Below are 24,336 nucleotides of genomic sequence, written 5' to 3' on the forward strand. Positions count from 1 at the left end.
CTTCATGATCGTTCGTTCTACCGAAGGTGTGGCTGCACTCGCGCTGGAACCCCAGGACACCGACTGGCTCGCCGAGCTGGACGTGTCCATCGTCGAGTCCGGTGTGGCCGCCGAGCAGCTCATCCGCATGACCGACGACGGCTGCAACTCGACGTGCGGGACCGCGTGCGTGAGCTGCAAGTAGGCGCCCCGCTGGGCGAAGCCTGATCCGAACGCCCGGCCGGCGTGGCTCACCGACCAGCCGGGCGCCCCCGCTACGGGAGCGACTTGATGTACCGATACCTCGACGCCGCGGTGTTACGCGCCCCATCGTGGCCGCCGGACCAGCAGATCGCATCGTGGCCTGACCTGACCTGCCCGGACGCGGGCCGCGCCTCCTGGCGGGCCTGGTTGGCTCGTACGTGGCAGAAGCCGGGCTTCGCGGCGGCTGTGGAGCAGGCCAGCCCGGATCTGGCGCGGCGGGTGCGCGAGATCTGCGCCGGAGAGCAGATGTCTGTTCCGGCCGTGCGCCGTGCGGTGCTCTCCACGATGCGCTACCTGCTGCGCGCCTCGGGCCGCTCAACGCCGTTCGGGCTGTTCGCCGGGGTGGCCCCGGCCCGCATCAGCGCAGCAACGGACCTGCCGGTGGTGCGGATCGGGGACGCGCACCGCGCGATAGCCCGCGTCACAGCGGAATGGCTCGCCGCGGTCGTTCAGCGGTTGGAAGGTGAGACGGCGCTGCGGCGGCGCTTGACGGTGGCGGCCAACAACCTCGTGTTCGAGCGGGACGGCCGCATGGTGCTCGAACACCGCGCCAACAGCGTGGCGGGCGGCGCACCGGAGGAGGTGAGCGTGCGCGCCATCGACCCCGTACGGACAATCCTCCGGCTGGCGCGTGACCCGCTTCCGATCACGGGGCTGATGGACCGGCTGTTGGCCGCCTTCCCGCGAACCGCCGAGACCACGATCGACGCGTTAATGGCCGAACTGGTGGCCCAACACCTCCTGCTCACCAGCCTGCGCCCGCCCATGACGACCACCGATCCGCTCAGGCATCTCCTGCGCGAACTGGACGCTGTGAACGCCGACGAGGTCGGCGGGGTGGCCGACGTCGTAAAGGGTTTGCGCGCCGTCGCCGACGAGCTCGCCGCTCATGACCGGGCGCCTGCCGCCGTGGCGGGCGAGCACCGGACACGGGCGATGTCCGCGATGGCGGTCATCCACCGCACCGCCCGCCCGCCGCTCTGGGTTGATCTGCGGCTGGACGGGGAGGTGACGGTGCCCGCCGCCGTGGCGGCAGAAGCGGCTGCGGCAGCATCCGCGCTGGTCCGCCTGACCCGCCGGCCCGCCCTCAACGCGGGCTGGGATGCCTGGCATGAACGGTTCCTGGACCGCTACGGCCCACGCGCCCTGCTCCCGCTCCGGGAAGCCGTTGACGCCGACGTCGGGCTCGGCTACCCGGCCGGGTACGACGGCGCACGCGCACCCGAGGAGACGGCGTTGACCGACCGCGACCGCAAGCTGCTGGCGCTGGCGCACAACGCCGCCATGCGCCGCCAGCGGGAGATCCTGCTCGACGACGACATGATCGCCGACCTTGGCGGGGTGCCCTCGGACGCGCCGGTTCAGCCCAGTACGGAGCTGACCGTGCGGATCGACGCGCCCACCGGCCAGGCGTTGGGCGAGGGCCGGTTCACGCTCGTCGTCACCGGGGCATCGCGCGCTGTGGGCACCATCACCGGCCGGTTCCTGGACCTGTTCGACGACGAGCACCGGCAGCGGATGAGCCCCCTGTACGCGAGCCTGCCCCCAGGCGCCCGGGACGCGCTCGCCGTCCAGGTGTCGGCGCCCGCACCGTACGCCGGCACCGAGAACGTCGCCCGCGCCCCGCAGGTGCTGCCGCACGTGCTGCCAGTCGGCGACTCCCCCGACGCCGCGCAGGTGCTCGCGCTGGACGACCTCGCCGTTACCGCCGACCTGCACGGCATCTACCTGGTGTCGCTGTCGCGCCACCGCGCCGTCGAACCGGTGGTCCTCAACGCGATCAACCTGGTTCAGCACACGCACCCGCTGGCGCGGTTCCTCCTCGAAGCGCCGCACGCCCTACGGGCCCCGTGCGCGGGCTTCGACTGGGGCGCCGCCGCCGCGTTGCCGTTCGTCCCAGCGCTCCGCTATCGGCGCACGATCATCTCGCCCGCACGGTGGCGGCTCACCGCCGCCGACCTGCCCGCATCTTCGGCCGACTGGCAGCAGTGGGACGACACCCTCACTGCCTGGCGGGAGATGACGGCGCTGCCGGAGACGGTGAATCTCGGCGGCGGCGACCAGCACCTCCGGCTGAATCTCGGCGAGCCCGCGCACCGCGCCCTGCTGCGCGCCCAGGTGGACCGAGCCAGCACCGCCGTACTGCGCGTCGCCCCCGACTCGGATGCGGCCGGGTGGATCGGCGGCCGACCCCACGAGATCGTGATCCCGCTCGCCGCAACCGGCCGTGCCGCCGAACCACCCCGGCTCCCACGCGAGGTGATCTCCCGAGAGCACGGCCACCTTCCTGGTCGGCACGGGCGGATCTCGCTCAAGCTGTACGGCCACCCCGACCGTCACGCCGCCCTCCTGACCCGCCACCTGCCGCGCCTGGCGGATGCGCTCGGCGGCGACGTCCGGTGGTGGTTCCTGCGCTACCACGATCCCGATCACCATCTCCGCATCCGCCTGACCGTGCCCGCTGGCGCGTTCGCCGACGCAGCCAGCGAGGTCAGCGCGTGGAGCGAGCAGGTGCGTCGGGCCGGACTGACGGCGCACGTGCAGTGGGACACCTACTTCCCGGAGACCGCTCGCTTCGGCGGCCCCAGCGCCATGGAGGCAGCCGAGACATACTTCGCCGCCGACTCGGCTACCGCCCTCGCCCAGGTGACCGCTATCAGCTCATCAGGTGGGCCCCACCCGCGCGCCCTGACCGCCGCCAGCCTGCTCGACATCGCCACCGCCTTCCTCGGCGACACCGGCACGGCGATGCGATGGCTGATCGACCACACCCGCCCCGACGCCTCCCCACCCGACCGGGCCATCTACGACCAGGCCATACGCCTGGCCCAACCAGACGATCACGCGTTGACCGCGCACCCGGCAGGCGAGCAGACCGTCTCCCGCTGGGCGTGGCGCCGGCAGACGCTCGCCGCCTACCGCCGCGTGCTGGAGGACGCGGGCACGCTCCCCCTGACCGTCGTACTGCCCGATCTGCTGCACCTGCACCACGTCCGTATGGCCGGGCCCTCGCCGGCCGGGGAGCGGGCGTCCCTGCACCTGGCCCGCGCCGCCGCCCTGAGCTGGACCGCCCGCGCGAGGAGAAAACCATGAGCCAGCCCAGCACGGAGGCGCTCGCCGCCGCCAACGCCATAGCCACGGCGCTGGCCAACCCGCAGCCGTGGACAGCCGAACCACCTGGCAGCGGCCTGGTCTGGCCCCAATCGCTGTGGGCCGGAGCAGCAGGCATCGCCCTGCTGCATGTCGAGCGCGCCCGCTCCGGGCACGGCTCCCCCCGCACCGCGCACACCTGGTTGGAAGTGGCCGCCTCCGGCACGTTGACGGCGGCGGCCAACGCGAGCCTGTTCTTCGGAGCTCCCGCGCTGGCCTTCGTCACGCACGCGGCCGCAGGCACGTCAGGCCGCTATGGGCATGCGCTGGATCGCCTGAACGACGCGGTCACGTCGATCACCCGCACCCGCCTGGCCGAAGCTCACGCGCGCATCGACCGTGGCGAACGGCCCCCGATGAGGGAGTTCGACCTGATCCGTGGGCTGACCGGCTTGGGCGCCTACCACCTGCGGCGCCACCCCGACCGCCCGATCAGCCGCGATGTGCTGTCCTACCTGGTGCGCCTGACCGAGCCGCTGCCCGCGCGCGGTGAACTGCCGCCGTGGTGGACGACCGCCGCCCCCAACGGCGACCCCAGCTCGGACTACCCGCACGGGCATGGCAACCTGGGCATGTCCCACGGCATCGGCGCGGCCCTGGCCCTGCTGTCACTGGCCGTGCTGCGCAACGTGCCCGTGGCCGGCGCGAAAGAGGCGATCGAACGGATCTGCGCATGGACCGACCTGTGGCAGCAACAGGACAGCGCGGGTCTATGGTGGCCAGGTCTGGTCACCGCCCAGCAGGTGCGCGAGTGCCGCATCGACCCGTCGCTGCGGCCCCGGCCATCATGGTGCTACGGAATCAGCGGCACAGCCCGCGCCCAGCAGTTGGCCGGGCTGGCGCTCGCGGACGAGACGCGGCAGCAGACCGCTGAAGAGGCGATGCTGGCCACTCTGCGCGATCCCGCACAGCTCGATCAGCTCCCGGAGATCGGACTGTGCCACGGCACCGCTGGGTTGCTCCAAGCCGCATGGCGGATGGCCCCCGACGCCCGAACCCCCCAGATCAGCGACGAACTCCCCAGAATGATCGCCCGGCTCACCGCGCAACTCGCGCACTCCACACCTCCCGGGCTCCTGGACGGCGCCGCAGGGGCCGCGCTCGCCCTGCACACCACCGGCACCGGCGCCGCGGCGTCGGGCTGGGACGCCTGCCTGCTCTTGGCCTGACCGCCGGAGGCAACCCGCATGGATCCCCGCGTGTGGCGGCAAGTCAACGTCGCCTTCCCCAGCTGGACCGAAGCCGAGCACACCGCCGTGACCCATCTCGCCCCGCTGCTGGCCAAGGCCGAAGCCGACCGGCTCATCACCGCCTGGTTCTTCATGCGCAAAACGCCCTGCTGGCGCGTCCGCTACGTATCCAGCGACGACCGGACGCAGGCGCACCTCCACAACCACCTGAAGGACCTCATCCAGCAGGGTCACATCGACACCGCGACCGAGGTCATCTACGAGCCCGAGCCGCGCGCCTTCGGCGGCACCAGCGCCATGGCGTGCGCCCACGACCTCTTCCACCTCGACAGCCGGCACCTGCTCAACCACCTCGTCCGCTCGCCGGGCACCGAGCACCGCCGCGAACTGTCGATCCTGCTCTGCACGATCTTGCTGCGCGCTGCCGGACTGGACTGGTACGAGCAGGGCGACGTGTGGGCACGGGTAGCCGACCACCGCGACCTCCCCGACCTGATCTCCCCAGAGCGGCGGCCCACTCTGAAGGCCAGTCTGCTGCGGCTGATGGGCGTGGACGTCACCGCCCTCATGCGCGACGGCGCAGCCCTGGCCTTCGCCGCCGAATGGTCAGCAGCATTCGCCACCGCCGGCCGAGAACTGGCCGGCCTGGCAGCCGACGGACGGCTGAACCGCGGCCTGCGCGCCGTCCTCGCCCACCACGTCATCTTCGCTTGGAACCGGCTCGGCATGCCCTACACCGCCCAGGCCGTCCTGGCCCACACCGCCAAAGAGGTTGTGTTCGGATGCGATCCCACCGCCCCGGAGCTCGATGGAACGAGGAGCGAGCGAAGATGAACCCCTTGCTGGAGCAGGCTGCGCAGCGCTTCCCCCTGATCGCGCGCCCCCGCCCGGCATGCCTGCCCCTCAGGGCACGCGTCGCCGAGCTGCGAGACCTCGGCGACACGGCTGCCCAGGGCACGGACGCCAACCATCTCACGCTTGCCTCCGAGGCGCTGAACAAGGCGGCGCTGATCGCGAGCGACTGCGGCGACTCCGCTATGGCCCGATCTCTGTGCCGGCGACACTTCACCGCTTACCAACCCGCCTGGCCACTGGACGCACACCAGGCACGCCATGCCCTGGAGCCGCTCGTCAACCTAGCCCGGCTGGCTATCCGGGAACACGACGGACCTCGCGGCTATCTCCTGCTGGATGCCCTCTTCCGCGCGGTCACCAGCGGCGGCACAGCCGATATCGACGGCCACCGCCTCACATTCGACCGCCTCACCCGCACCGGAGAGGATCTCCGCACGGTCCGCGAGTGGCTCTGGGGCGTCTTCCTCGCCGAGGGCATCCGAGCCCTCATCAGCGCGAGCCAGTGGGACCAAGCGGTTGCCCACGCACAGCAATACCGCGGCGTCGGTCAACGACTCCTGGACGGTCGGCAGGCCACCATCATCGCGCACTGCCTGGCCGGGCGCATCGACACCGCCCTGAAGCTCGTCGCCGACAGCGAACCGGACCAGCCGTGGGAGCGCGCGGTGGCCAACTGCCTGAGCGCGCTGTGCAGCCGCGCGGCCGGACACCCAATAGCTGACACGCTCGCCGAAGTCCAACGCCAGTACCTGAAGCTCGATCCCACGCCGGGCCTGGTGATGTTCCGCACCCGCCTGGGATTGACCGTCCTCGACCTGGCTGCTGACACCGACCGGGCCTTGGCTGATCGCCCGTTCACCTTCCTGATCAGCGACATCGTCTCGACAGCGGACGGGTACGCCGCGCGGGAAATCCTGGCCCACAAGCGGGCCAGTGCGATGCTGAGCCGTACCGAGCAACATGAATTCACCTCTGCGGTGAAGTCGGCCGGGCTTGGGCTCGGCGCGATCCCCGCCCCGCTGATGACCGAAATCCTCGCAGCTACGAAGCTGAGCGAGACCGTGATCGAACGAAGCCTTCGTGACCGCGTGCCGACATACTGAGCCGATCACAAGTTTTAGGACTATTGGCGTTATAGGCCGATGTAGGCCAGGTGAGGGTCGGGTCACGTCCAGCGAAGTGGTGTATGAGTTGACCTTCGCGTGATCCTTTTTCTGCAGGTTAAGCGGTAAGTGTCTGCGGGATCGGGTTCTGCTGCGGTTGGTGCACTCGTCGCTACGCATGCCGTACTCGGCGCCACACACACCGTCGGCCTCGGCTGACATCAACGTCTCGGCCATGGTCTTCACCATGGATCGCAACAGATCCGGGTTCCCCTGCTGAACCCGCCTCACTGACCACGGCCTGGCTGGAGAAACAGGTGCGTGCCTGGGCCGACGACAAGAGTCGTCTGGAGGTGGCGGTCCGGATGTACGAGGCGCGCTTCGGCACCGCCTCCGCACCGGCCGGGGTATCGCTCGCCCAGCTGTCCTCCCCACGCCCGTGGGGGTGAGCCGCCCTCACGGAGGCGCCTGCGTGCCTCTCGCTCGTCCTCCCCACGCCCGTGGGGGTGAGCCGGGGTCCGGTGGGGGCGCCTTGGTGGGGCCCATGGTCGGCGCAGGTAGGGGTGGCGGTCACTCTGGGTAAGCCTCGGGGAAACCGGTGGTCGGCGTGGGGGGTCGACTGCCGCCCGGGGAAACCGGATCGGGTCGGCGGCCGGTTGGGAGCCGATGACGGCGCGGCCGGAGGCTATGGGCGTAGGGTCTCTGCTTCGCGGCCGTGGACGATCAGGGCGTAGAGCACGAGCACGTCGATCGCGATGACGATCAGCGACCACCAGGGGTAGGCCGGGAAGAAGATCATCTGTTCGATGGCGTTCAGCGCGACGATGATGATCGCCGTGATGCGCGCCCACGTCTGCCCAATGCTGAGGGCCGCGCCGACGACGATCAGAAGGATGCCCAGGATCAGGTGGAGCCAGCCCCAGCCCGTCAGGTTGAACGCCACCACCTGGTTTCTGGTCTGGACGTAGAAGTCCCCGTTGAAGAGGGCGAACAGCCCCACTATGAGGTTGAACACCCCCACCAGGATCATCATGATCGCGGCGAACCAGATCCAGCCGACCCAGCCGGTCACCTGCCTGTCCTGCCTGTCGTGCACCATGTCGGCCCCTCTCCTCGTGAACCCAACAAGATGTCATCACACGTAGTGATAACCAGATCACCCTAGGCTTATGTCATATAAGGGGCTTTAATTACTCAAAATGCATCCATGGGGGATATATGTCACATGAGGATGCAGTGGGATACCCAGTCACGGTTTGACACATGTAGGGGATCGCATCCCTCCCGGCACCGGAACCGCCGCCCCGGCACCTCGGCGCCCCAGCGCCCCGCCCCGGACACTCGTACACCCGCCCAGCGTGGCGGGGATTCGACCCAGCGGACGCCCTCCGGACCGAGTCCGGGCGCCCGCGCCCCACGGAAAGGTCGGATCTTCTCTCTCCGGCCGACCTCCGAGGGATGACCCGAATGTGTGAAGAGCATTCGTATCGGCCCCCCGGAAGGGCCCTCGCCAATCCGAACCTTGGAAACGTTTTCATACCTGCCGCCCGCAGCGTGTGACCCCTGCGGGAACCGGCAATTCACGACAGGATGAACGGCGGACCGCGTCCAGCGAAAAGGCAGGCCAACGGAAAACCCGGTGGACCAGCCGAAACCATCAGATAGGCACAGATCTCCAGAGAAGCCCCGATACAGGGCGCGGGCGATGCCGCAGGTCCCCGCCCCGGAGGTTTCGGACAGACCTTAATGTCAATTAGGTATTATTTATAACCTAATAACCATAAGGGTCGATTACCAGACCCTTTTACCTTCCCAATAGATCAAGGTCAGTCTAATATTTGGACCTATGTCATGGCGTGCATCGGATTTCTCAGACGGACAGGCCGCCCGCTCCAGGCGGGGCGACGCTTCCGGCGAAGATGGATCCGATCATCTGTCCGACTGGTATCCCGAGCAGCTCCCCACATTCAACTGGCGGAAGGTCGTTCTGTTCGGGACGGTCCTGGTGCTCCTCTGCGGAGGAGGGATCTGGTTCATCAGGGGAAACACCTCCGGGCAGCAGACCCTGGTCGCCGACCCGTCTCCGCAGAGGCCGGGGACGGGCCTGGAGGCGGCGGTGCCCCCGTCGCCCTCGGCCACAGATCTCCCCGCCTCGGTCGGCAGGCAGCCGATCCCCTCCACGCCGCCCCTGGGGAAGGGGTCCACGACCCCGGACCGCTCGGACGGCTCGAAGAAGCTCAAGCCCTCCGAGCGGCCCCAGCAGATCATCACGGACCGGACACGTGACGCGAGCGCGTCCCAGCTCACCGTCGATGAGGCGTACCGCGTCCACGGCCGCTACCAGAAGGGGCTGTCGGCCGCCCAGGCCAGGCTCGACCAGGCCGCGATGGGGAGGCTGGAGGCCGGGCTGGCGGTGGAGATGACGCGGGCGAGCTTCAAGACCGCCCGGATGCGGGGCGAGTCCGTGGCGTCGGGCATCTGGCCGAACCCGCAGATCTGGGTGGCCCGGCACGTCGAGGGTGCCGCCGACTGGTTCGTGGCGGTCTCCCACGAGCCGGGGGTGGCCCGGATCGTCGACGTGATGAGTTCCACCCCCGCCGGTTGGCGGCTGGTGGCCTCCGGGGCCGACACGCGAGCCACCCCCGCGCGCTTCCCCAAGATCGCGACCGACGCCGACGGCTACGCCACGAGCCTCCCGGAGAACGCCTCCGGCCTGCTCGCCACCCCCCGTCAGATCGCCCGCGCCCACCTGGCGAGCCTGGAGAGCGCCAAACTCGACCGGAGGTTCGAGGACGGGCCGTGGACGAGTGAGAGCGTGCTGTTCTGGCAGCAGGAGCGCTCCCAGCTGGAGCAGGCCGGATGGATCCTCAGCCTGTCGTACGTCCCGCAGGGCCCGGTGCGGGCGTTGCGGACCGGGGACGGGGGCGCCCTGGTCTGGTACGGAACCCGCTCCACCGAGGCACGTCTGGCCGAGCGCGTGGGCGCGAAGGTCAGCCTGAAGGGATCGGCCGCCGTCCGCACCGCCAACAGGTCGTTCGCCCATTCGGTGAGCGCGACCTACGGGCGCATGTACGTGACCTATGTCCCCCCCGCCGGCTCCACCGAGCCCGTCCGCGTGCTGGGCGAGTGGAGCGATGTCTTGGAGAGCCACGGCGACTGACGTCCCCATCGGAAGAAGAGGAACATCCATGATGACACCCTCACGTAAGCCTTCACGCGCGACGGTGATCACTGCGAGCATCGCCATCGGCGTGTTCGGGGCCAGCGCTGGGCTGGGAACCGTCATCGCCTCTCGTTCCCAGCCCAGCGAGCGGGAGGTCATGCGCCTGGCCGCGGGCACCTACCACCTGGACGACGGGGAGCAGGCGTGGCGGTCCCAGGGGGGAGGCGGCGGGAACGACCCCGTCCCGCTCTCGGGTTCGGACGAGGGCAGCACGATCACGAACAAGGGGTCCAAGGACACGAAGCTCTGCCTGACCGCGACCGCCGACGGGCACGCCGTCGCGGGCGGCGCCGGAGGCTGCGTCGCCCTTCCCGTCCTGGCGAGCGCCATCGCGCCCATGCAGCGGCCGGGCAACCCCAAGAGCACGGCGACCGCGACTCCCAAGAAGGAGTCCTCCCCGGCGAAGTCCTCGGCGCCGGAGCCCAACCGCACGAAGGCGGCGCAGCCCGCCCCGGACCCCGGGCGTACGGCGGGCGGGCAGGCCCCGGACCCCGGCCGTACGGCACCCGCGCAGCCGCCGGCGACATACCGCCCGTCGCCCGCTCCCGCGCCGGTGCCGACGAAGAAGGTCAGCGGCAACATCTCGGAGAGCGGCAGCCTGATCGAGCGTCCGGTGGAGAAGCCGAAGCTGAACATCGGGCCCTCGTCCGGGCCGAAGGTCTCCGACGAGCGCGGGGCCAAGCAGACGAACGACTCCAAGCCGGACCAGCCGTCGGGCACCCTCAAGCCCGCCCTGCCCTCGGGCACCGGGAAGCCCACGGTGCCGCAGGACACCGGCAAACCGGTTCCGCCCGTCGGCACCCCGAAGCCCTCGGGCACTCAGAAGCCGGCCCTGCCCACCTCCGCGCCCACCGCGGCCCCCAAGCCCTCGGGTACCCTCAAGCCGGCTCTGCCCGCCAAGCCCGCGGACCCGGCCAGGCCCTCCCAGCAGGGGCAGGGGGATCCGCGTCCGGCCGCGCCGTCCGCGGGCGCGCGGCCTCCCGCCGCCGCCCCCGACGGGACCGTGCTGCGGCCCGCCCAGCCGACCACCAAGAGCGGCATTCCCGAGGGTGCCGAGTCTCTGCCGATCTTCAAGGATCCCGAGCTGCTCCGGCGGGCCCAGGAGGCTCTGGGGCTGGACAAGAACATGCGGTACACGGACGAGAACGGGGTGTGGGACCTCAACATCGCCCCGCCGGGAACCCCGCCGTGCCGTGACTACTCCGCCGCGGAGCTCCGCGCGCTGAGCACGCCCCAGGGCGCGGTCATCCCCCGTGACTCGTGCCTCTGGCCGGCCTTCATCCGCTGGCTCTACGCGGAGCCGGAGGCCGGGCAGACCAGCAACTGGACCAAGTTCACCGGCCTGCCCGAGCGGAACCTGGAGCTCGTGGTGACAAACCCGTCTCCGGCCCAGCCCGACCAGCCGGGCCAGGTCGACCCCGCGCAGCCCGTACAGCCCGCGCAGCCCGGCCACCCCACCCAGTCCGGGCGGTTCGACCCGGCGCGGCCCGACAGTCCCGACCGCTCCAGCCGGTTCGACGGGTCGGGGCGGGTCGATCCGGCGCAGCCTCCCCGGCCTGACCAGCACGGCCCGGGTCAGTCCGTCCATCCCGGCCCCGGCCAGGTCGAGCCGGAATCGGACGGGTACACCGGCCCATGAGCACGCCTACCGGGGCCGGGCGTGTCGCGCCCGGCACCGGGCCGGGGGCGGCCTGGGTGAGTGAGCACGGCGCGCATCTGATGGACTACGCCGCCTCGCACCTCACCCCCGGCCAGGCGCTGTCGGCGGTCGTCTCCGCGATGACCGCCTGTGGCGTCCGGCCGCCACCGGAGGGCGTCTCCGTCCGGGGGCGCCTGCTGGCCGTACTGCGGCGCGACTGTCTCGCCGCTCCCGGCTACCGGGAGCGGTATGTGCCGGACTCCGGCCCCGGCATGCCGGACGACGAGGTGATCGAGCGGGTCTGGACGATCGTCGATCCGCTGGGCACGGAGGCGCTCAGACTGGTGTATCGCCACGGGCTGCCCGTGGAGGATCTCCCCCATGTGCTGGGGGTGCCGCCGGAGGACGCGGGCAGGCTCGTGACCCGGACCCAGGACCTGATCGAGATCCTGGCCAGCGGGCTGGACTCGCTCGCCAACCGGCGCCGTACCTGCCCGGAGCTCGCCCCGCTGGCCGAGGCGGTCTTCCCCGACGAGGAGGGGCCCCTGCCCTCCACCGGGTACGGCGACGCGCGCGCGCAGCTGCTGTCGCACATGGTCAAGTGCCCCGTGTGCACGCGGCCGATCAACATCCGCTACACGGCCCCGCAGATGATCTCCAACCCCAGGCTCCGGCCGCTCACCGCCAAGATCAAGCGACGGCTCGTGGACGCGCTCTCCGGCGGTGTGGACCCGTCCGCGTCCGGCCTCGGCACCCCGTTCGCCGCCCCCGTCGCGGTGGCCGATCCCCGTCCGGCCCCGGCGTCCGCCGCGCCTGCGGCACAGGCGCGGGAACCGGCCCCCGCACCGAGGGAGAAGACCCGGCCGACCCGTCAGGATCGCTCCACGCTCCCCTACCAGCCCGTCCGACCGGCGTCCCCGAGCCGGCAGGACCACCAGGACCAGCAGGATCGCCCGGTCCGTCAGAACCGTGCGGATCGCCGGGACCATCCGGACGGCGGGGAGCGTCCGGGCGGGCGGGATCGCCGGGACCGCTCCAGGCTTCCGTACGGCCCCGCCCTCCAGGATCGGCCCACGCTGCCGTCCCTGCCCAGGCTGCCCGCCCAACCGGCCGGTCCGCCGTCCGCCTCACCATCCGCCTCGCCGCCCATCCCGCCGTCCGTTCCGCCGTCCGGCTCACCGCCCGGCTCACCGTCCCCGGCGCAGGACACCCCGCTCTACGACGCCCTGCTCAGCCGGGCGTGGTCGCGTGAGACCCCGGCGCGCCCCGGCGACGCGGACTTCACCGTCCCGTCCATGCCGGCCATACCGTCCGCGGCCGGTGGCCCCGCCAACCGGCGGGCGTCCGCGGCGAGGGCCCACGCCGGGCCGGAAGGTGAGGAGACGCGGGAGCGGTTCGGTTCCGGGGTCCGCGTCCTGGAGGCGCTGGCGTGGGTGGGAGACCGGATCCGGAGCACCACGATCAAGATCATGATCATCGTGGTCGCCGGGGCCGCGGGCACCCTGACGGGGATGAACCTGCTGGCGCCGGCGATCGGGGTCAGGGAGCCGACGAGCTCTCTGCGGTCCTCCGCCGCCCAGGAGAACACGCCGGAGACCATGCCGGGTGAGGCCTCCGGCACCGGCGGCGGACTCTCCGGGCGGCTGCGGATCCCGCCGGTGGTGACGCTCGACGAGTTCGGCCAGGGAAGCATGCTCCTCACCGTGACGGGCCCCTCCCTGACATGGCGGATATCGGCCCCCGGCCTGACCGTGCACCCGGCCGGCGGCACGTCGAACCAGGGACACACCGAGGTGATCACTCTGCGGGCCCACCGGATCCGCCACTGGTGCGGAACCCCCTCCCTCGTCACCACCCCACTGACCGTTCGCGGTCCCACCGACTCGATCAGCACGACGGTGCGCTGGCAGACCTGCTGACGGCGTCCCCGCAAAAAGTTCTCTGTGAAAGGACCTTCGCAATGACGGAGACGTCCCCCCGGATCCAGGCTTCACCGCCCCCGCAGGGCGAACAGTTCCAGGAGACGGTCCCCCTCACCGCCGAGCATCTGCTCACCAACCGGCGGCCCGAGCCGACCGGCGGATGGCGCCGTCTCGTGTGGCAGCTCTCCGGCGGAAAGATCACCCCTGCGGAGTCCACGGCGGAGCTCGAACGCCGCACGCTGATAGCCCAGGCTCAGACCCCCGTGGCGAGCGGCCACCATCGGATCGCGGTGATGAGCCTCAAGGGCGGCGTCGGCAAGACCACGACGACCGTCGCCCTCGGCAACACCCTGGCCTCCCTGCGCGGGGACCGGGTGATCGCGATCGACGCCAACCCGGATCGGGGAACCCTCGGCCTCAAGGTCAAGTCGGAGACCGCCGCGACCATCCGCACCCTGCTCGCCGAGGCACCCCACATCGTCCGCTACGCCGACGCCCGCGCCTTCACCTCCCAGTCCCCGGCCCGGCTGGAGGTGCTCGCCTCCGACACCGACCCGGCCGTGAGCGAGGCGTTCAACGCCGAGGACTACCGGACGGTCGCCGGGCTCATCGAGCGCTACTACTCGATCTGCATCACCGACTGCGGAACCGGGCTCCTGCACGGGGCCATGGGCGCGACGCTGGAACTGGCCGACCAGATCGTGCTGGTGAGCCTGGTCGCGGTGGACGGGGCCAGCTCGGCCGCCGCGACCCTGGACTGGCTGACCGCCCACGGCCACTCGGACCTGGTGAAGAACGCCATCGTCGTGCTGAACGCCGTGGAGCCGAAGTCGGATGTGGACGTCGAGCTGCTGGAACGCCACTTCGGCTCCCGCTGCCGGGCCGTGATCCGGGTGCCCTACGACCCTCATCTCAAGGAGGGCGCCGAGGTGGACCTGGTCCGGCTCCGGCCCACCACCCGAGGCGCCTACCTGCGCCTGGCCGCGGCGGCCGGTCAGGCGTTCGCGCCGCGGCCGGAACGGAGCCGTTAGTGCGATCGTCGATCGGCGAGGACTCCTCGCTGGACTGGGATCTGGGGTCGCCGTCACGCACCAACCGGCGAATGGTCCTCGTGGTCGTCTCGATCGTGGGCACGATACTGCTGGTGATCGGCGGATGGCGCCTGCTGGGGTCCGGACCCGACGCCTCGACGGCCTCCACCTCGGAGGCCGTCGAGGGGACGGTCGTGCTCGCCCCGCCCTCCGGCTACGAGGGCGAGGCCGGTTACCCCATCGGGTTTCCCCGCAGCGAGCTGGGAGCGGCCTCGGCCGCGGCGGCGGCGCTGGAGGCGGCGTGGACGCTGGACGTCCGCCAGGCCGAGCACGCGGCGACGCTGTACGCCCCGCCGGAGCAGCGGGCCGCGGCCCGCGCGGGCGCGCGGTCGGCGGTCGCCGGCTGGCGCGAGACCCTCGGGCTCCCCAAGGGCGGAGCGCTTCCCGAAGGGGCGGCCATGCGGACCAGGACGATCGGGATCCAGTGGCATCCCCGGGCCAGGGATCTGGTCCAGGTCTCCGTTCTGGTCCAGGTGACCGCGACCAAGGGTGTTCAGGACACCGACCCCACCTACTCCAGTCCGTACGCCATGAGCCTGCTCATGAGCTGGAATCCCGGCATGCGCGGCTCGGGCCGCGGAGACTGGGTCAACATCCCCGATCCCGTCGCCGCGGCCGTACCCGAGGTCGCGTTGCCCGGCACCCCCGAGTTCACCGCCGCGGGCTGGAAGCCTCTCTCCGGCCCGGACCCCGCCCCCTAGATCGAGGAAAAGCATTCATGCCCCCACGCAGCCAGTCCCGGCGCGTCACCCTGGTCTCCGGACTTCTCCTGGCCGCGGTGTCCGCGACGACCAGCGCGATCATCGCCCAGCCCTGGGTGGCCCTGGCGGATCCGGGGTCCAACACCTCGGCGCCGTCGGTCACCTCCTCCGTCCCCTCCGAGCAACCCACTGCCCCCGAGTCGGAGCAGACGTCCCCTGCCGTGGAGAGCCCCGCGGACCTCTCTCCGCTCGTCCCGCAGGAGAGCGCGCCGGCCGAGCCCGACCTTTCCACCGGCGACTCCGGTGGCTCCGGTGGCTCCGACGGCGGTTCCGGCAATGAGCCCGCTCCGGACAAGGAGCCCCCGGCGGCTGAGAAGAAGGCCCCCGCACCTCCGAAACATCCGACCTCGGCCTCCCCTCAGACCTCGGCTCCCAAGTACCAGCACGGCAAGACCATCCAGTCACGCCCGAAGCCCAAGCCCGTTCCGGTCGCGCCGCAGAACAAGTCCGCTCCGGTCGCATCGCAGCACAAGTCCGCTCCGGTCGCATCGCAGCACAAGTCCGCTCCGGCACCGCCGAAGAGCGTGCCCACCGGGGAGCCGGCGGAGAACAAGTCGTTCAAGGTCACCGCCGAGAAGTCCGACCCCGAGCCGCTCACGACGCCCCTCCCCGGAGCCGACGAGACGCCGGCCCCCGCACCGGCCAAGAGCGACCCCCCGGCCCCCACGGTGACGCCCAGCCCCACCGCGACCGCCGCCCCGACCCCCACCGCCACCGCGAGCCCCACCTCGACCGCGACCGCCAAACCCGAGCCTCCGAAGGCGACCCCGCCGAAGGAGACCCCGAAGCCGGCTCCGCCGAAGAAGACCCCGAAGCCGAAGCCCTCGGCGACACCGACCGCCAAACCCACGACCTCGCGACCGGCCACGCCCAAGCCGGCCCCGCCCAAGGAGACGTCTCCGAAGGAGACGCCTCCGGCGCCCAAGCCGACGGCCGCCCCGACCACCCCGGCCCCCGCTCCCACCCCCACGGCGACGGCCACCGCCCCGGAGCCGGGCACCACCAAGCCGGCCCCGCCGAAGGAGACGAAGGAGACGAAGGAGACGGAGAAGCCCAAGGAGACGCCGCCGGCCCCCAAGCCGACGACGGGCCCGGCGACCGACGCCCCGACCGCCAAACCCGCCGCCCCCGCCGTTCCCACCCAGAATCCGGCCGACGGGCAGGGGAGCCACCCGACCACCGCGCCGTTCCCGCCGTCTCCGGCACCCCGGCCCGTCGTCCCGCTGCCGCCGCTGAGGCGTTCCCCCGCCACGGACCTCTGTGACGCGGAGCAGGCCGCGACGTGCTGGAGTCTCGCGCCCTGGCGCAGCCGTACCGCCGACGTGACCGCGTCGCCGCTGACCGCCAAGCAGCAGGCGGCCCCGGCGACGCCCCGGTGGGCCTTCGCTCCGCCGGTCGTCCCCGTCACGCGCGCGGTCCCGGCACCGAGCGCGTCCACCACGTGGTCACCGGCCGTGGCCGGCTGCTGGAGTTTCAGTCCCTCCGCGCTCTGCGCCAGACCCGGGGAGCAAAGATCATGATCTCTCGATCCCATGTGCGACTGGCCGTCCTCAGCATGGTCTCCGCGCTGGCGGTGAGCGGCCTCACCGCCGCCCAGGGCGAGGCGGCCCCCGCCTCGGCCTGCCCCTCTCCGGCCGGGGGGCCCAGCGCCGCCGGGACCCTCGGCTGGGGGACGCCGACCTGGTGCGCGGAGTTCGACGACTATCTCGACCAGTCCGACTGGGTGGTCTACGACTCGCCGGGACACGCCGGCAACGGCCGCCGCTCCTCCGGGCAGCTCTATCTGGGCAACGGGGCGCTCTATCTGCACGGCAAGGCCGACGGCACCACCGCCGGACTGGCCAGCCGCCGCAGCCAGACCTACGGCCGCTGGGAGACCCGCATCCGGCTCTACCGGGGTGCCGGGTCGTATCACCCCGTCGCCCTGCTCTGGCCGCAGGAGGGCGGGGGAGGCGTGCGGAGCGCCACCGATGAGGAGGTCGACTTCCTGGAGGTCATCAACGACCCCGGCAGGCAGCGGCCCAACTTCTTCCTGCACACCCCTCAGGGCCAGGAGCAGTCGCACGCCGACGTGGACATGACCGCCTGGCACACCTACGCCGTGGAGAACACCTCCGGCGGGATCGTCGGATACCTCGACGGGCGCGAGTGGTTCCGCTCGTCCAACGCCACCCACACCCCGATGTCGGCGTGCCTGCAACTGGACTGGTTCCCCGGCCAGGGCGACTCGGGGGAGGCGTGGATGGAGGTGGACTGGCTCCGCGTCTACTCTCTGGACTCCGGCCGCGCCGGATAGACCCACCCCGTCACCGGAGCGCGGACGGAACGGCACCGGAGCGGGCGAAAGGAGGGCGCGGGATCCCAGATCCCGCGCCCTCTTTCCCGCTCGGACCCGTTTCCCGCCCGGGCCCGGCAGGTGTTCTCAGCGCGTGTACGGCCGGGCGGCGCGCCCCTCGCGCAGGGTGATCCCCCACCAGATGAGCTGGTCGAGCATGAGCTTGGCCGCGCCGTTGACACCGTCCGGCTCGACCGGCTCCCCCGCCTCGTCGAACCGTTCGGCGACCAGGTGGAAGCCGACCGTGTCGCGCAGGGAGACCACGTGCAGCTCGGCGAAGACGAGGCGGAGTTGCTCCACGGCGCGCAGGCCGCCTGAGCGCCCGCCGTAGGAGACGAACGCCGCGGGTTTGGCCGCCCACTCGTGGCGGACCGCGTCGATGGCGAGTTTGAGGTCCGCGGGGTAGCCGTGGTTGTGCTCCGGGGTGATCACTACGAAGCCGTCGGCGGCGCCGATCCTGGCGGCGAGCCCACGGGCCTCGACGCCGGCGCCGGTGCCGCCGTCGGATCGCGCGGAGGGGATCGGGGGCAGCGGGGTACGGACCAGGTCCATCACGTCCAGCCTCAGGTCGGCCCGCCGCCGGGCCTGGCCGAGGAACCACCGGCTCACCATCGCCCCCGAACCACCCTCCCGGGCGCCGGCGATGATCACTACGATGTCGAGCACCACGGTCTCCCCTGGTCGAAGGGTCTCGACACCACCGTGTACCCTCAACCGCGGTTGAGGTCAACCGGCCCCGTCTCCACCGGTTCCATCTCCACCGGTTCCATCTCCACCGGTTCCATCTCCACCGGAACGGGACGTCGCCCCCATTATGGACGGTCGGCCGCCCTGCCGATACGGCCCCGCGCGACCAGCCACGCCACCGCGCCGTCGAATATCCACCGCACGGCCGGTATGTCTCCGGAATTTCCATCGCGGATCATCCGGCGAATGGCGACGGGGACAGATCTTCTCGGAAGGACTTCCCCTCGGAGACCGATTCCGCCGGAATCCCTACCTCGACATCACTTTCATTCATCTCACGTGGATTGATTACCGTTCTTTATCCCGCTCTTACGGAGGATCAGTACACTCGGCGACGGCCGGGAACCGGCTCCTCCGCCACGGGCGCACGCCCTGGCCCATTCTCTCCAGGAGTCACGTGAGTAGCGGGTTGATCGACGCGCCCACAGAATCGGCGGGCCGGCCCGCGCCCCGGCGGCGGCGCACATGGCTGTGGTGGCTGACCTCCGTGGTCACCGCCGTCGCGGTCGTGGTGGTCGCGACGGTGGTCGGCGTCTATGTCAAGCTGACCGGCAACGTCAAGCACATCGACGTCCCCGTGGAGGATCTGGGCCCCCGGCCGGTGAAGGTCGCGACCAAGGCCGTGAACGTCCTGGTCGTCGGCTCGGACCAGCGTGGTGGCAAGAACGCCAAGTACGGCAGGTTCCCCGGCGAGCGGACCGACACGATCATGCTCGCGCACATCTCGCCGAAGCGGGACAACGCGATGGTCATCAGCTTTCCCCGCGACTCGATGGTCCAGCTTCCCGAGTGCCGGGCCAAGCAGGGACTGGTCGGTCAGCGGGCGCACCTGGGCATGATCAACGAGTCGTTCAACTCCGGCGGGATCACCTGCACCTGGAGGACCGTGGAGTCGCTCACCGGCATCCACATCGACCACTTCGTGAAGGTCGACTTCACCGGCTTCAAGGGCATGGTCGACGCGGTCGGCGGGGTGGAGGTCTGCGTGCCCGAGCCGATCCACGACAAGAAGGCGCTGCTCGACCTGTCCGCGGGCCGCCAGACGCTCAAGGGCGAGCAGGCCCTGGGGTACGTCCGGGCGCGCTACAGCCTGGGCGACGGCTCCGACATCGGGCGCATCCAGCGGCAGCAGATGTTCATCGCCTCCATGGTCAAGAAGGTGATGAGCGGCGAGACGCTCACCGACCCGGCCAGGCTCTTCGGTTTCCTCGACGCGGCCACCAGGTCGGTCACCACCGACCCCGATCTCACCCCGGTCGTGATGAAGGACCTGGCGACCAGCGCCCAGGGCCTCGCCGCCGGGCAGATCCACTTCATCACCACCCCCTGGCGGTACTCGGTCACCTATCCCGGCCGGGTGGAGTGGGTGGAGCCGCAGAGCAGAGAACTGTTCCAGATCGTCGCCCGGGACAAGACGGTCGCCGGGTCCGGGGTCAAAGGCGGGCAGTCCAAGGTGTCCCGATCCAAGATCCAGGTCGAGGTGCGCAACGGGACCGGCCGCGCCGGCCTGGCCTCGGTGGTGGCCGTCCAGCTGGAGGAGCGGGGCTACCACATCGCCAAGATCGGCGACGCGCCGCGCAGGCCGTATCCGAAGACCACGATCACGTACTCGCCGAACGGCGCGGCGGCGGCGCCCACCCTCACCCGTGACCTGCTCGCGTCCACCGGCAGGCTCGTCCGGCGGGCGGCCACGCCCAGGCTGATCCTGACCATCGGCGACGACTGGAAGGGCCTCAAACCGCCCAGGCGGAACGACCTCGACAGCCTGAAGGGTTTCGACGCCACCCACGACTCCTGCGCAGCCGCCTGATCATCCCTCTTGAGTAGGGTTCGAGGCATGTTGTACGGGCGGGCCACCGAGCAAGGTGTGATCAACCGGCTGCTGTCGGAGGCCCAGGCGGGCAGGAGCGGCGCCCTGCTCATACGCGGCGAACCAGGCATCGGCAAGACCGCGCTGCTGAACCACGCGGCCGGCGCCGGGAACCTGCGGGTGCTCCGCGGCACCGGGGTGGAGTCGGAGGCCGAACTGCCGTTCGCCGGGCTGCACCTGCTGCTCCGGCCGGTTCTCGACCGGGTGAGAGCCCTTCCCGAGCCGCAGGAGCGGGCGCTGCGGGCCGCCTTCGGCCTGGCCTCCGTGCAGGCCGGGGACCGGCTGCTGGTCGGCCTGGCCGTGCTCTCCCTGCTGTCGGAGCTGACCGAGGACGGCCCGCTGCTGGTCCTGGTGGACGACGCGCACTGGCTGGACCGGGCCTCGACCGAGGCGCTGCTGTTCGCGGCTCGGCGGCTGGACGCCGAGGGGGTCGCGCTGATCATCGCCGCGCGGGAGCCCTTCACCGCGCAGGGGGTGGCGGAGCTGCCGGTGAAGGGGCTCGACGCCACGGCGTCCGCGGCGTTGCTGGGCGACGGCATCAGCCCGGTCGTCCGCTACCGGGTGCTGGCCGAGGCGCAGGGCAACCCGCTGGCGCTCATCGAGCTGCCCGCGGCGGCCCCGGCCGACGGCACCGCGCTGCCGCTCACCAGCCGGGTCCAGGACGCCTTCCTCGGGCAGGTCAGGCAGCTGCCCGAGGCGACCCAGGGGCTGCTGGCGGTGGCCTCGGCCGAGGACACCGGTGACCTGGACGTCGTGCTGCGGGCGGCGGCCGGGTTCGGGGACTTCCTGGAGGACCTGCACCCGGCGGAGAGCGCCGGGCTGGTCCAGGTCGAGGCGGGGATCATGACCTTCCGGCATCCCCTGGTCCGGGCCGCCGTCTACCAGGGGACCCCGCCCAGCCTGCGCCTGGCCGTACACCGGGCGCTGGCCGCCGCGCTCGACGGCCCCGACGACGCCGACCGGCGCGCCTGGCACCTGGCCATGGCCGCGACCGGCCCCGACGAGGAGGTGGCCGCCGAGCTGGAGCGCACCGCCGTACGGGCGAGTGACCGCAGCGGTTACGCCGCGGCGGCCACCGCCTACGAGCGGGCGGCCCGGCTCAGCGCGCGGCCCGAGACCCAGGCGCGGCGGCTCACGCTGGCCGCGGAGACGGCGGCGTGGGCCGGCGAGCTGGACCGGGCCGGGGCACTCGCCGAACAGGGGGTGCGGCGGCTGGCCGCAATCGCGGAGGCCGCCTCCACGGCACCGGCCGCGCCCGCGTCCACCGGAGGACTCCCCGAAGGGGAGGGATCTCGGGCCGGGGACCACGCGGAGCGGGCCGGGGACCCGGCCCTTCGGGCACGGCTCATCCACGTCCGCGCGACGGCCGACTTCCTGCGGGGGGCGCCGCACACCGCGCACGAGGCGCTGCTGCGCGGCGCCGAGGTGGCGGAGGGGGCTCGGGCGGCGCGCATGCTGCTCCAGGCGCTGCACACCGCGTGGTACATCGGCGCTCCCGAACTCGGCCGCACCGTGGCCAGGATCGGCGCGCTGCCCCTGCCCGAGAAGGACCCGCTGGCACCGGTCGTCGGGTTCATCACGACGGCCCTGTCGCGGAGCGCGGCGCTGCCGTCGCTGGCCGAGGTGGTCGCCGAGGCCCGGCGGGCGGGTGCGGACAGCCCGCGTGACCTGGTCCAGCTCTGCGGGGTGGGGCTGACGATCGGGCAGGACGAGGAGGTCGGTGAGGCCGCCGGATCGCTGGTGGCCGAGGCCCGGGCGCTGGGCAACATCGGGGTGCTGCCGACGCTGCTGTTCTTCCTGGCCGAGACCGAGATGTTTCACGGGCGGCACCGCGACGCGCTGACCACCGCGTCCGAGGGGCTGCGCATCGCGCGAGACACCGGGCAGGCGCAGTGGGCCGGGCAGCTGGGCAGCTTCCTGGCCTACCTCGCCGCGCTGGAGGGCGACGACGAGCGCTGCCGGAGGCACGTGACCGAGGCCCTGGGCGAGGGTACGGCGAACACCGGGTGGACGACGTGGGCGCTGGGCGCCCTCGACCTCGGGTGCGGCAAGGTGGAGGCGGCGCTGTCCCGGCTGGAGCCCTCGGCGGGCGGATACCAGGTGTCCCAGACGCGGTGCGTGCCCGATCTGGTGGAGGCGGCGGTACGGCTCGGCGTCCCCGAACGCGCGGCCGGGGCGTTCGCGCGCTACCGGGAGTGGGCCCGCTACACGCGCCGGCCGTGGGCCGAGGCCCTGGTGCTGCGCTGCCGGGCCCTGCTTGAGGATTCGGAGGAGCACTTCGTCGCGGCGCTGCGGCTGGACGGACGGCCCTTCGAGCGGGCCAGGACCGAACTGCTCTACGGGGAGCGGCTCCGCCGTACCCGGAGGAAGGCCGGCGCCCGCGTCCACCTGCGGGCCGCGCTGGAGACCTTCGAACAGCTGGAGGCCACGCCGTGGGCCCGCCGGGCGCGGGTGGAGCTGAGCGCCACCGGGTCGGCCGCGCCCACCGCCTCCGCCCCGGGGGTGCTGGCCCGGCTCACCCCGCAGGAGTTGCAGATCGTACGGCTGGCCGCCCAGGGACTGTCCAACCGGGATATCGCGGCCCAGCTCTTCCTGAGCCCGCGCACGGTCGGATACCACCTCTACAAGGCGTATCCCAAGCTTGGTGTCGCCTCACGTGGTGAGCTGGCGACGATTACCCTTTTCAGCTAAACAGCCAGAAGAGGTTATATCCCCTTTACTTAATGATGAACATCTAACACCTTAAATGGGCTAAAAGAGCTTTTTAAGGGGGAAGCGTGGCCGTACTGCTGGGCCCTCGCTCGATCCGGGCTCGGGCGACACTCACCACGGTCATGATCTTCGCGGTGGTACTGGGAATCGGCGCGCTCACCACGTCGCTGAGCCTGCGGGCCAGGACGCTGAACCAGGCCGTCGAATCCGTGGCCTCCGCGGCCCGCCACACGAGCGACCTCGTCGACAAAGGACAGGTGGGCAGGAGTCTCACCTCCACGAAGCAGGTCGCCGACCTCCAGGTGGTCGACGTCGACGGCCGGGTCATCGCGGCCAGCCCCACGGTCCGGGGACAGCCCCCGCTCACCGGCGCCCGGCCCGCCGACGGCGACACCCGGGTGGACAAGGTCTCCTGTTCGACGTCACCCCAGGGCGAACGGCTCTGCTCGATCATCGTGGGCCTCCAGCGGAGCAACTCCCCCTACGGAAACGTCATGATCTACGCGGCGGCGCCCGCGCCGGCGGTGCTCACCGGCCACGCCCTGGAGATCATGCTGGCCGGTCTCGCCCTGGTGCTCCTCGCACTGCTCGGCTGGGGCACCTGGTGGGCGGTCGGCCGGACCCTGGAACCGGTGGAGCGGATCCGCAGGGAGATGTCCGAGATCACCGCGTTCGACCTCAGCCGCCGGATGCCCGTTCCCGGCAACGAGAACGAGATAGCGGAGCTCACCGAGAGCATCAACGCGACGCTCGAACGGCTGGAACGGGCCGTCGAGAACCAGCGCCGCTTCACCTCCGACGCCTCGCACGAACTGCGCACCCCGCTGACCGGCCTGCGCACCAAGCTCGAACTCGCCCTCGCCGACCCCGAGATCGACGACCCGGCCACGACGATGCGGTCCGCGCTGCACGACGCCGAGCGGCTCCAGGCCATCGTGAACGACCTGCTGCTGCTCGCCCGCCTGGACGCCGGGGTGCAGGACGAACCCGAGACGATCCGCCTCGCCGAACTGGTCACCGACGAGATACGGCGGCATCCGTCCCGGCACAAGACGACCACTCACCTCGACCCCGGCGTGGTGGTCAAGGGCAACAGGCTCCAGCTCTCCCGGCTACTGGTCAACCTGCTCGCCAACGCCGAGCGGCACGCGGTGAAGGAGGTGGAGATCCGCGTCGGCAGGGAGGGGGACGACGCCGTCATGGAGGTCGTCGACGACGGGCTCGGCATCCCGCCCGAGAATCACGAGAAGGTCTTCGAACGGTTCATGCGCCTGGACTCCGCGCGCAGCCGCGACGCGGGCGGGAGCGGGCTGGGCCTGCCCATCGCCAGGGACATCGCCTCCGCCCACCGGGGCACCCTGCGCGTCACCAACAGCGCGGACGGCCGGGGCGCCCGGCTGACCCTCCGGCTGCCGATCTCCACCGACGCCCCCGTGTAGACCCCGTGCGGACCCGTGCGGCCCCGTGCGGGCCCCGTGGACGCGAACGTACCGCG

General features: G+C 71.6%; 18 protein-coding genes. 16 read left to right on the forward strand and 2 right to left on the reverse strand.

Annotated elements, in window-relative coordinates; all coding sequences use genetic code 11:
• Positions 1-4 precede the first annotated feature (4 nt).
• From ABZ194_RS18535 to ABZ194_RS18560, 6 genes are all read left to right on the forward strand, one after another.
• Complete coding sequence (locus ABZ194_RS18535; RefSeq protein ID WP_355597715.1) at positions 5-184, forward strand: FxLD family lanthipeptide; 180 nt, start codon at positions 5-7, stop codon at positions 182-184.
• 86 nt (positions 185-270) lie between these two features.
• The gene (locus tag ABZ194_RS18540) at positions 271-3,336 is read left to right on the forward strand and encodes a lantibiotic dehydratase (RefSeq protein WP_355597717.1); all 3,066 of its coding nucleotides are present in this window, start codon (positions 271-273) and stop codon (positions 3,334-3,336) included.
• Positions 3,333-4,562 (forward strand): lanthionine synthetase C family protein, encoded by a 1,230-nt coding sequence (locus ABZ194_RS18545; protein WP_355597719.1) that lies wholly within the window; start codon positions 3,333-3,335, stop codon positions 4,560-4,562. Before ABZ194_RS18540 ends, ABZ194_RS18545 begins: the two co-directional genes overlap by 4 nt.
• 18 nt (positions 4,563-4,580) lie before the next feature.
• Positions 4,581-5,417, forward strand: a complete 837-nt coding sequence (locus tag ABZ194_RS18550; protein WP_355597721.1) for a thiopeptide-type bacteriocin biosynthesis protein — start codon at positions 4,581-4,583, stop codon at positions 5,415-5,417.
• A complete protein-coding gene (locus tag ABZ194_RS18555; RefSeq protein ID WP_355597723.1) occupies positions 5,414-6,541 on the forward strand; it encodes a hypothetical protein in 1,128 nt (375 codons plus the stop codon). Before ABZ194_RS18550 ends, ABZ194_RS18555 begins: the two co-directional genes overlap by 4 nt.
• 317 nt (positions 6,542-6,858) lie before the next feature.
• Positions 6,859-6,990, forward strand: a complete 132-nt coding sequence (locus tag ABZ194_RS18560; protein ID WP_355597725.1) for a hypothetical protein — start codon at positions 6,859-6,861, stop codon at positions 6,988-6,990.
• A gap of 236 nt (positions 6,991-7,226) precedes the next feature.
• Here ABZ194_RS18560 and ABZ194_RS18565 read toward each other — a convergent pair whose 3' ends face one another.
• Positions 7,227-7,640 carry a hypothetical protein gene (locus tag ABZ194_RS18565; protein WP_355597727.1) on the reverse strand — a complete coding sequence of 138 codons (414 nt, stop codon included), beginning with the start codon at positions 7,638-7,640 and terminating at the stop codon, positions 7,227-7,229.
• 747 nt (positions 7,641-8,387) lie between these two features.
• Between ABZ194_RS18565 and ABZ194_RS18570 the strand changes: the two genes are divergently transcribed.
• The 7 genes from ABZ194_RS18570 to ABZ194_RS18600 all read left to right on the forward strand — a co-directional run bounded on the left by ABZ194_RS18570 (position 8,388) and on the right by ABZ194_RS18600 (position 17,473).
• Complete coding sequence (locus tag ABZ194_RS18570; protein ID WP_355597729.1) at positions 8,388-9,701, forward strand: hypothetical protein; 1,314 nt, start codon at positions 8,388-8,390, stop codon at positions 9,699-9,701.
• Between the two features lie 64 nt (positions 9,702-9,765).
• Complete coding sequence (locus tag ABZ194_RS18575; protein ID WP_355597731.1) at positions 9,766-11,403, forward strand: hypothetical protein; 1,638 nt, start codon at positions 9,766-9,768, stop codon at positions 11,401-11,403.
• A complete protein-coding gene (locus ABZ194_RS18580; RefSeq protein ID WP_355597733.1) occupies positions 11,400-13,322 on the forward strand; it encodes a hypothetical protein in 1,923 nt (640 codons plus the stop codon). Before ABZ194_RS18575 ends, ABZ194_RS18580 begins: the two co-directional genes overlap by 4 nt.
• Positions 13,323-13,363: 41 nt before the next feature.
• Positions 13,364-14,356: a MinD/ParA family protein gene (locus ABZ194_RS18585; protein WP_355597735.1), complete on the forward strand. Its 993-nt coding sequence runs from the start codon at positions 13,364-13,366 to the stop codon at positions 14,354-14,356.
• Positions 14,356-15,117 carry a hypothetical protein gene (locus ABZ194_RS18590; protein WP_355597737.1) on the forward strand — a complete coding sequence of 254 codons (762 nt, stop codon included), beginning with the start codon at positions 14,356-14,358 and terminating at the stop codon, positions 15,115-15,117. The genes ABZ194_RS18585 and ABZ194_RS18590 overlap by 1 nt, the downstream gene beginning before the upstream one ends.
• A 17-nt stretch (positions 15,118-15,134) precedes the next feature.
• Positions 15,135-16,697 carry a hypothetical protein gene (locus tag ABZ194_RS18595; protein ID WP_355597739.1) on the forward strand — a complete coding sequence of 521 codons (1,563 nt, stop codon included), beginning with the start codon at positions 15,135-15,137 and terminating at the stop codon, positions 16,695-16,697.
• Positions 16,694-17,473 (forward strand): glycoside hydrolase family 16 protein, encoded by a 780-nt coding sequence (locus ABZ194_RS18600; RefSeq protein WP_355597741.1) that lies wholly within the window; start codon positions 16,694-16,696, stop codon positions 17,471-17,473. Before ABZ194_RS18595 ends, ABZ194_RS18600 begins: the two co-directional genes overlap by 4 nt.
• 126 nt (positions 17,474-17,599) lie before the next feature.
• Here ABZ194_RS18600 and ABZ194_RS18605 read toward each other — a convergent pair whose 3' ends face one another.
• The gene (locus ABZ194_RS18605) at positions 17,600-18,178 is read right to left on the reverse strand and encodes an NAD(P)H-dependent oxidoreductase (protein WP_355597743.1); all 579 of its coding nucleotides are present in this window, start codon (positions 18,176-18,178) and stop codon (positions 17,600-17,602) included.
• Between the two features lie 478 nt (positions 18,179-18,656).
• Here ABZ194_RS18605 and ABZ194_RS18610 point away from each other — a divergent pair, with 478 nt between their 5' ends.
• The 3 genes from ABZ194_RS18610 to ABZ194_RS18620 all read left to right on the forward strand — a co-directional run bounded on the left by ABZ194_RS18610 (position 18,657) and on the right by ABZ194_RS18620 (position 24,280).
• Positions 18,657-20,069, forward strand: coding sequence for an LCP family protein (locus ABZ194_RS18610; RefSeq protein ID WP_355597745.1), 1,413 nt, complete (start codon positions 18,657-18,659; stop codon positions 20,067-20,069).
• A gap of 27 nt (positions 20,070-20,096) precedes the next feature.
• A complete protein-coding gene (locus ABZ194_RS18615) occupies positions 20,097-22,820 on the forward strand; it encodes an AAA family ATPase (RefSeq protein ID WP_355597747.1) in 2,724 nt (907 codons plus the stop codon).
• A gap of 86 nt (positions 22,821-22,906) precedes the next feature.
• Positions 22,907-24,280: a HAMP domain-containing sensor histidine kinase gene (locus ABZ194_RS18620; RefSeq protein ID WP_355597749.1), complete on the forward strand. Its 1,374-nt coding sequence runs from the start codon at positions 22,907-22,909 to the stop codon at positions 24,278-24,280.
• Positions 24,281-24,336 lie beyond the last annotated feature (56 nt).

This window comes from Streptosporangium sp. NPDC006007 (assembly GCF_040614315.1).
Taxonomy (GTDB): Bacteria; Actinomycetota; Actinomycetes; order Streptosporangiales; family Streptosporangiaceae; genus Streptosporangium.

Coding starts and splice junctions, on each gene's coding strand:
- ABZ194_RS18535 (WP_355597715.1), top strand. CDS start 5: ATGATCGTTCGTTCTACCGAAGGTGTGGCTGCACTCGCGCTGGAACCC.
- ABZ194_RS18540 (WP_355597717.1), top strand. CDS start 271: ATGTACCGATACCTCGACGCCGCGGTGTTACGCGCCCCATCGTGGCCG.
- ABZ194_RS18545 (WP_355597719.1), top strand. CDS start 3,333: ATGAGCCAGCCCAGCACGGAGGCGCTCGCCGCCGCCAACGCCATAGCC.
- ABZ194_RS18550 (WP_355597721.1), top strand. CDS start 4,581: ATGGATCCCCGCGTGTGGCGGCAAGTCAACGTCGCCTTCCCCAGCTGG.
- ABZ194_RS18555 (WP_355597723.1), top strand. CDS start 5,414: ATGAACCCCTTGCTGGAGCAGGCTGCGCAGCGCTTCCCCCTGATCGCG.
- ABZ194_RS18565 (WP_355597727.1), bottom strand. CDS start 7,640: ATGGTGCACGACAGGCAGGACAGGCAGGTGACCGGCTGGGTCGGCTGG.
- ABZ194_RS18570 (WP_355597729.1), top strand. CDS start 8,388: ATGTCATGGCGTGCATCGGATTTCTCAGACGGACAGGCCGCCCGCTCC.
- ABZ194_RS18580 (WP_355597733.1), top strand. CDS start 11,400: ATGAGCACGCCTACCGGGGCCGGGCGTGTCGCGCCCGGCACCGGGCCG.
- ABZ194_RS18585 (WP_355597735.1), top strand. CDS start 13,364: ATGACGGAGACGTCCCCCCGGATCCAGGCTTCACCGCCCCCGCAGGGC.
- ABZ194_RS18595 (WP_355597739.1), top strand. CDS start 15,135: ATGCCCCCACGCAGCCAGTCCCGGCGCGTCACCCTGGTCTCCGGACTT.
- ABZ194_RS18600 (WP_355597741.1), top strand. CDS start 16,694: ATGATCTCTCGATCCCATGTGCGACTGGCCGTCCTCAGCATGGTCTCC.
- ABZ194_RS18615 (WP_355597747.1), top strand. CDS start 20,097: ATGTTGTACGGGCGGGCCACCGAGCAAGGTGTGATCAACCGGCTGCTG.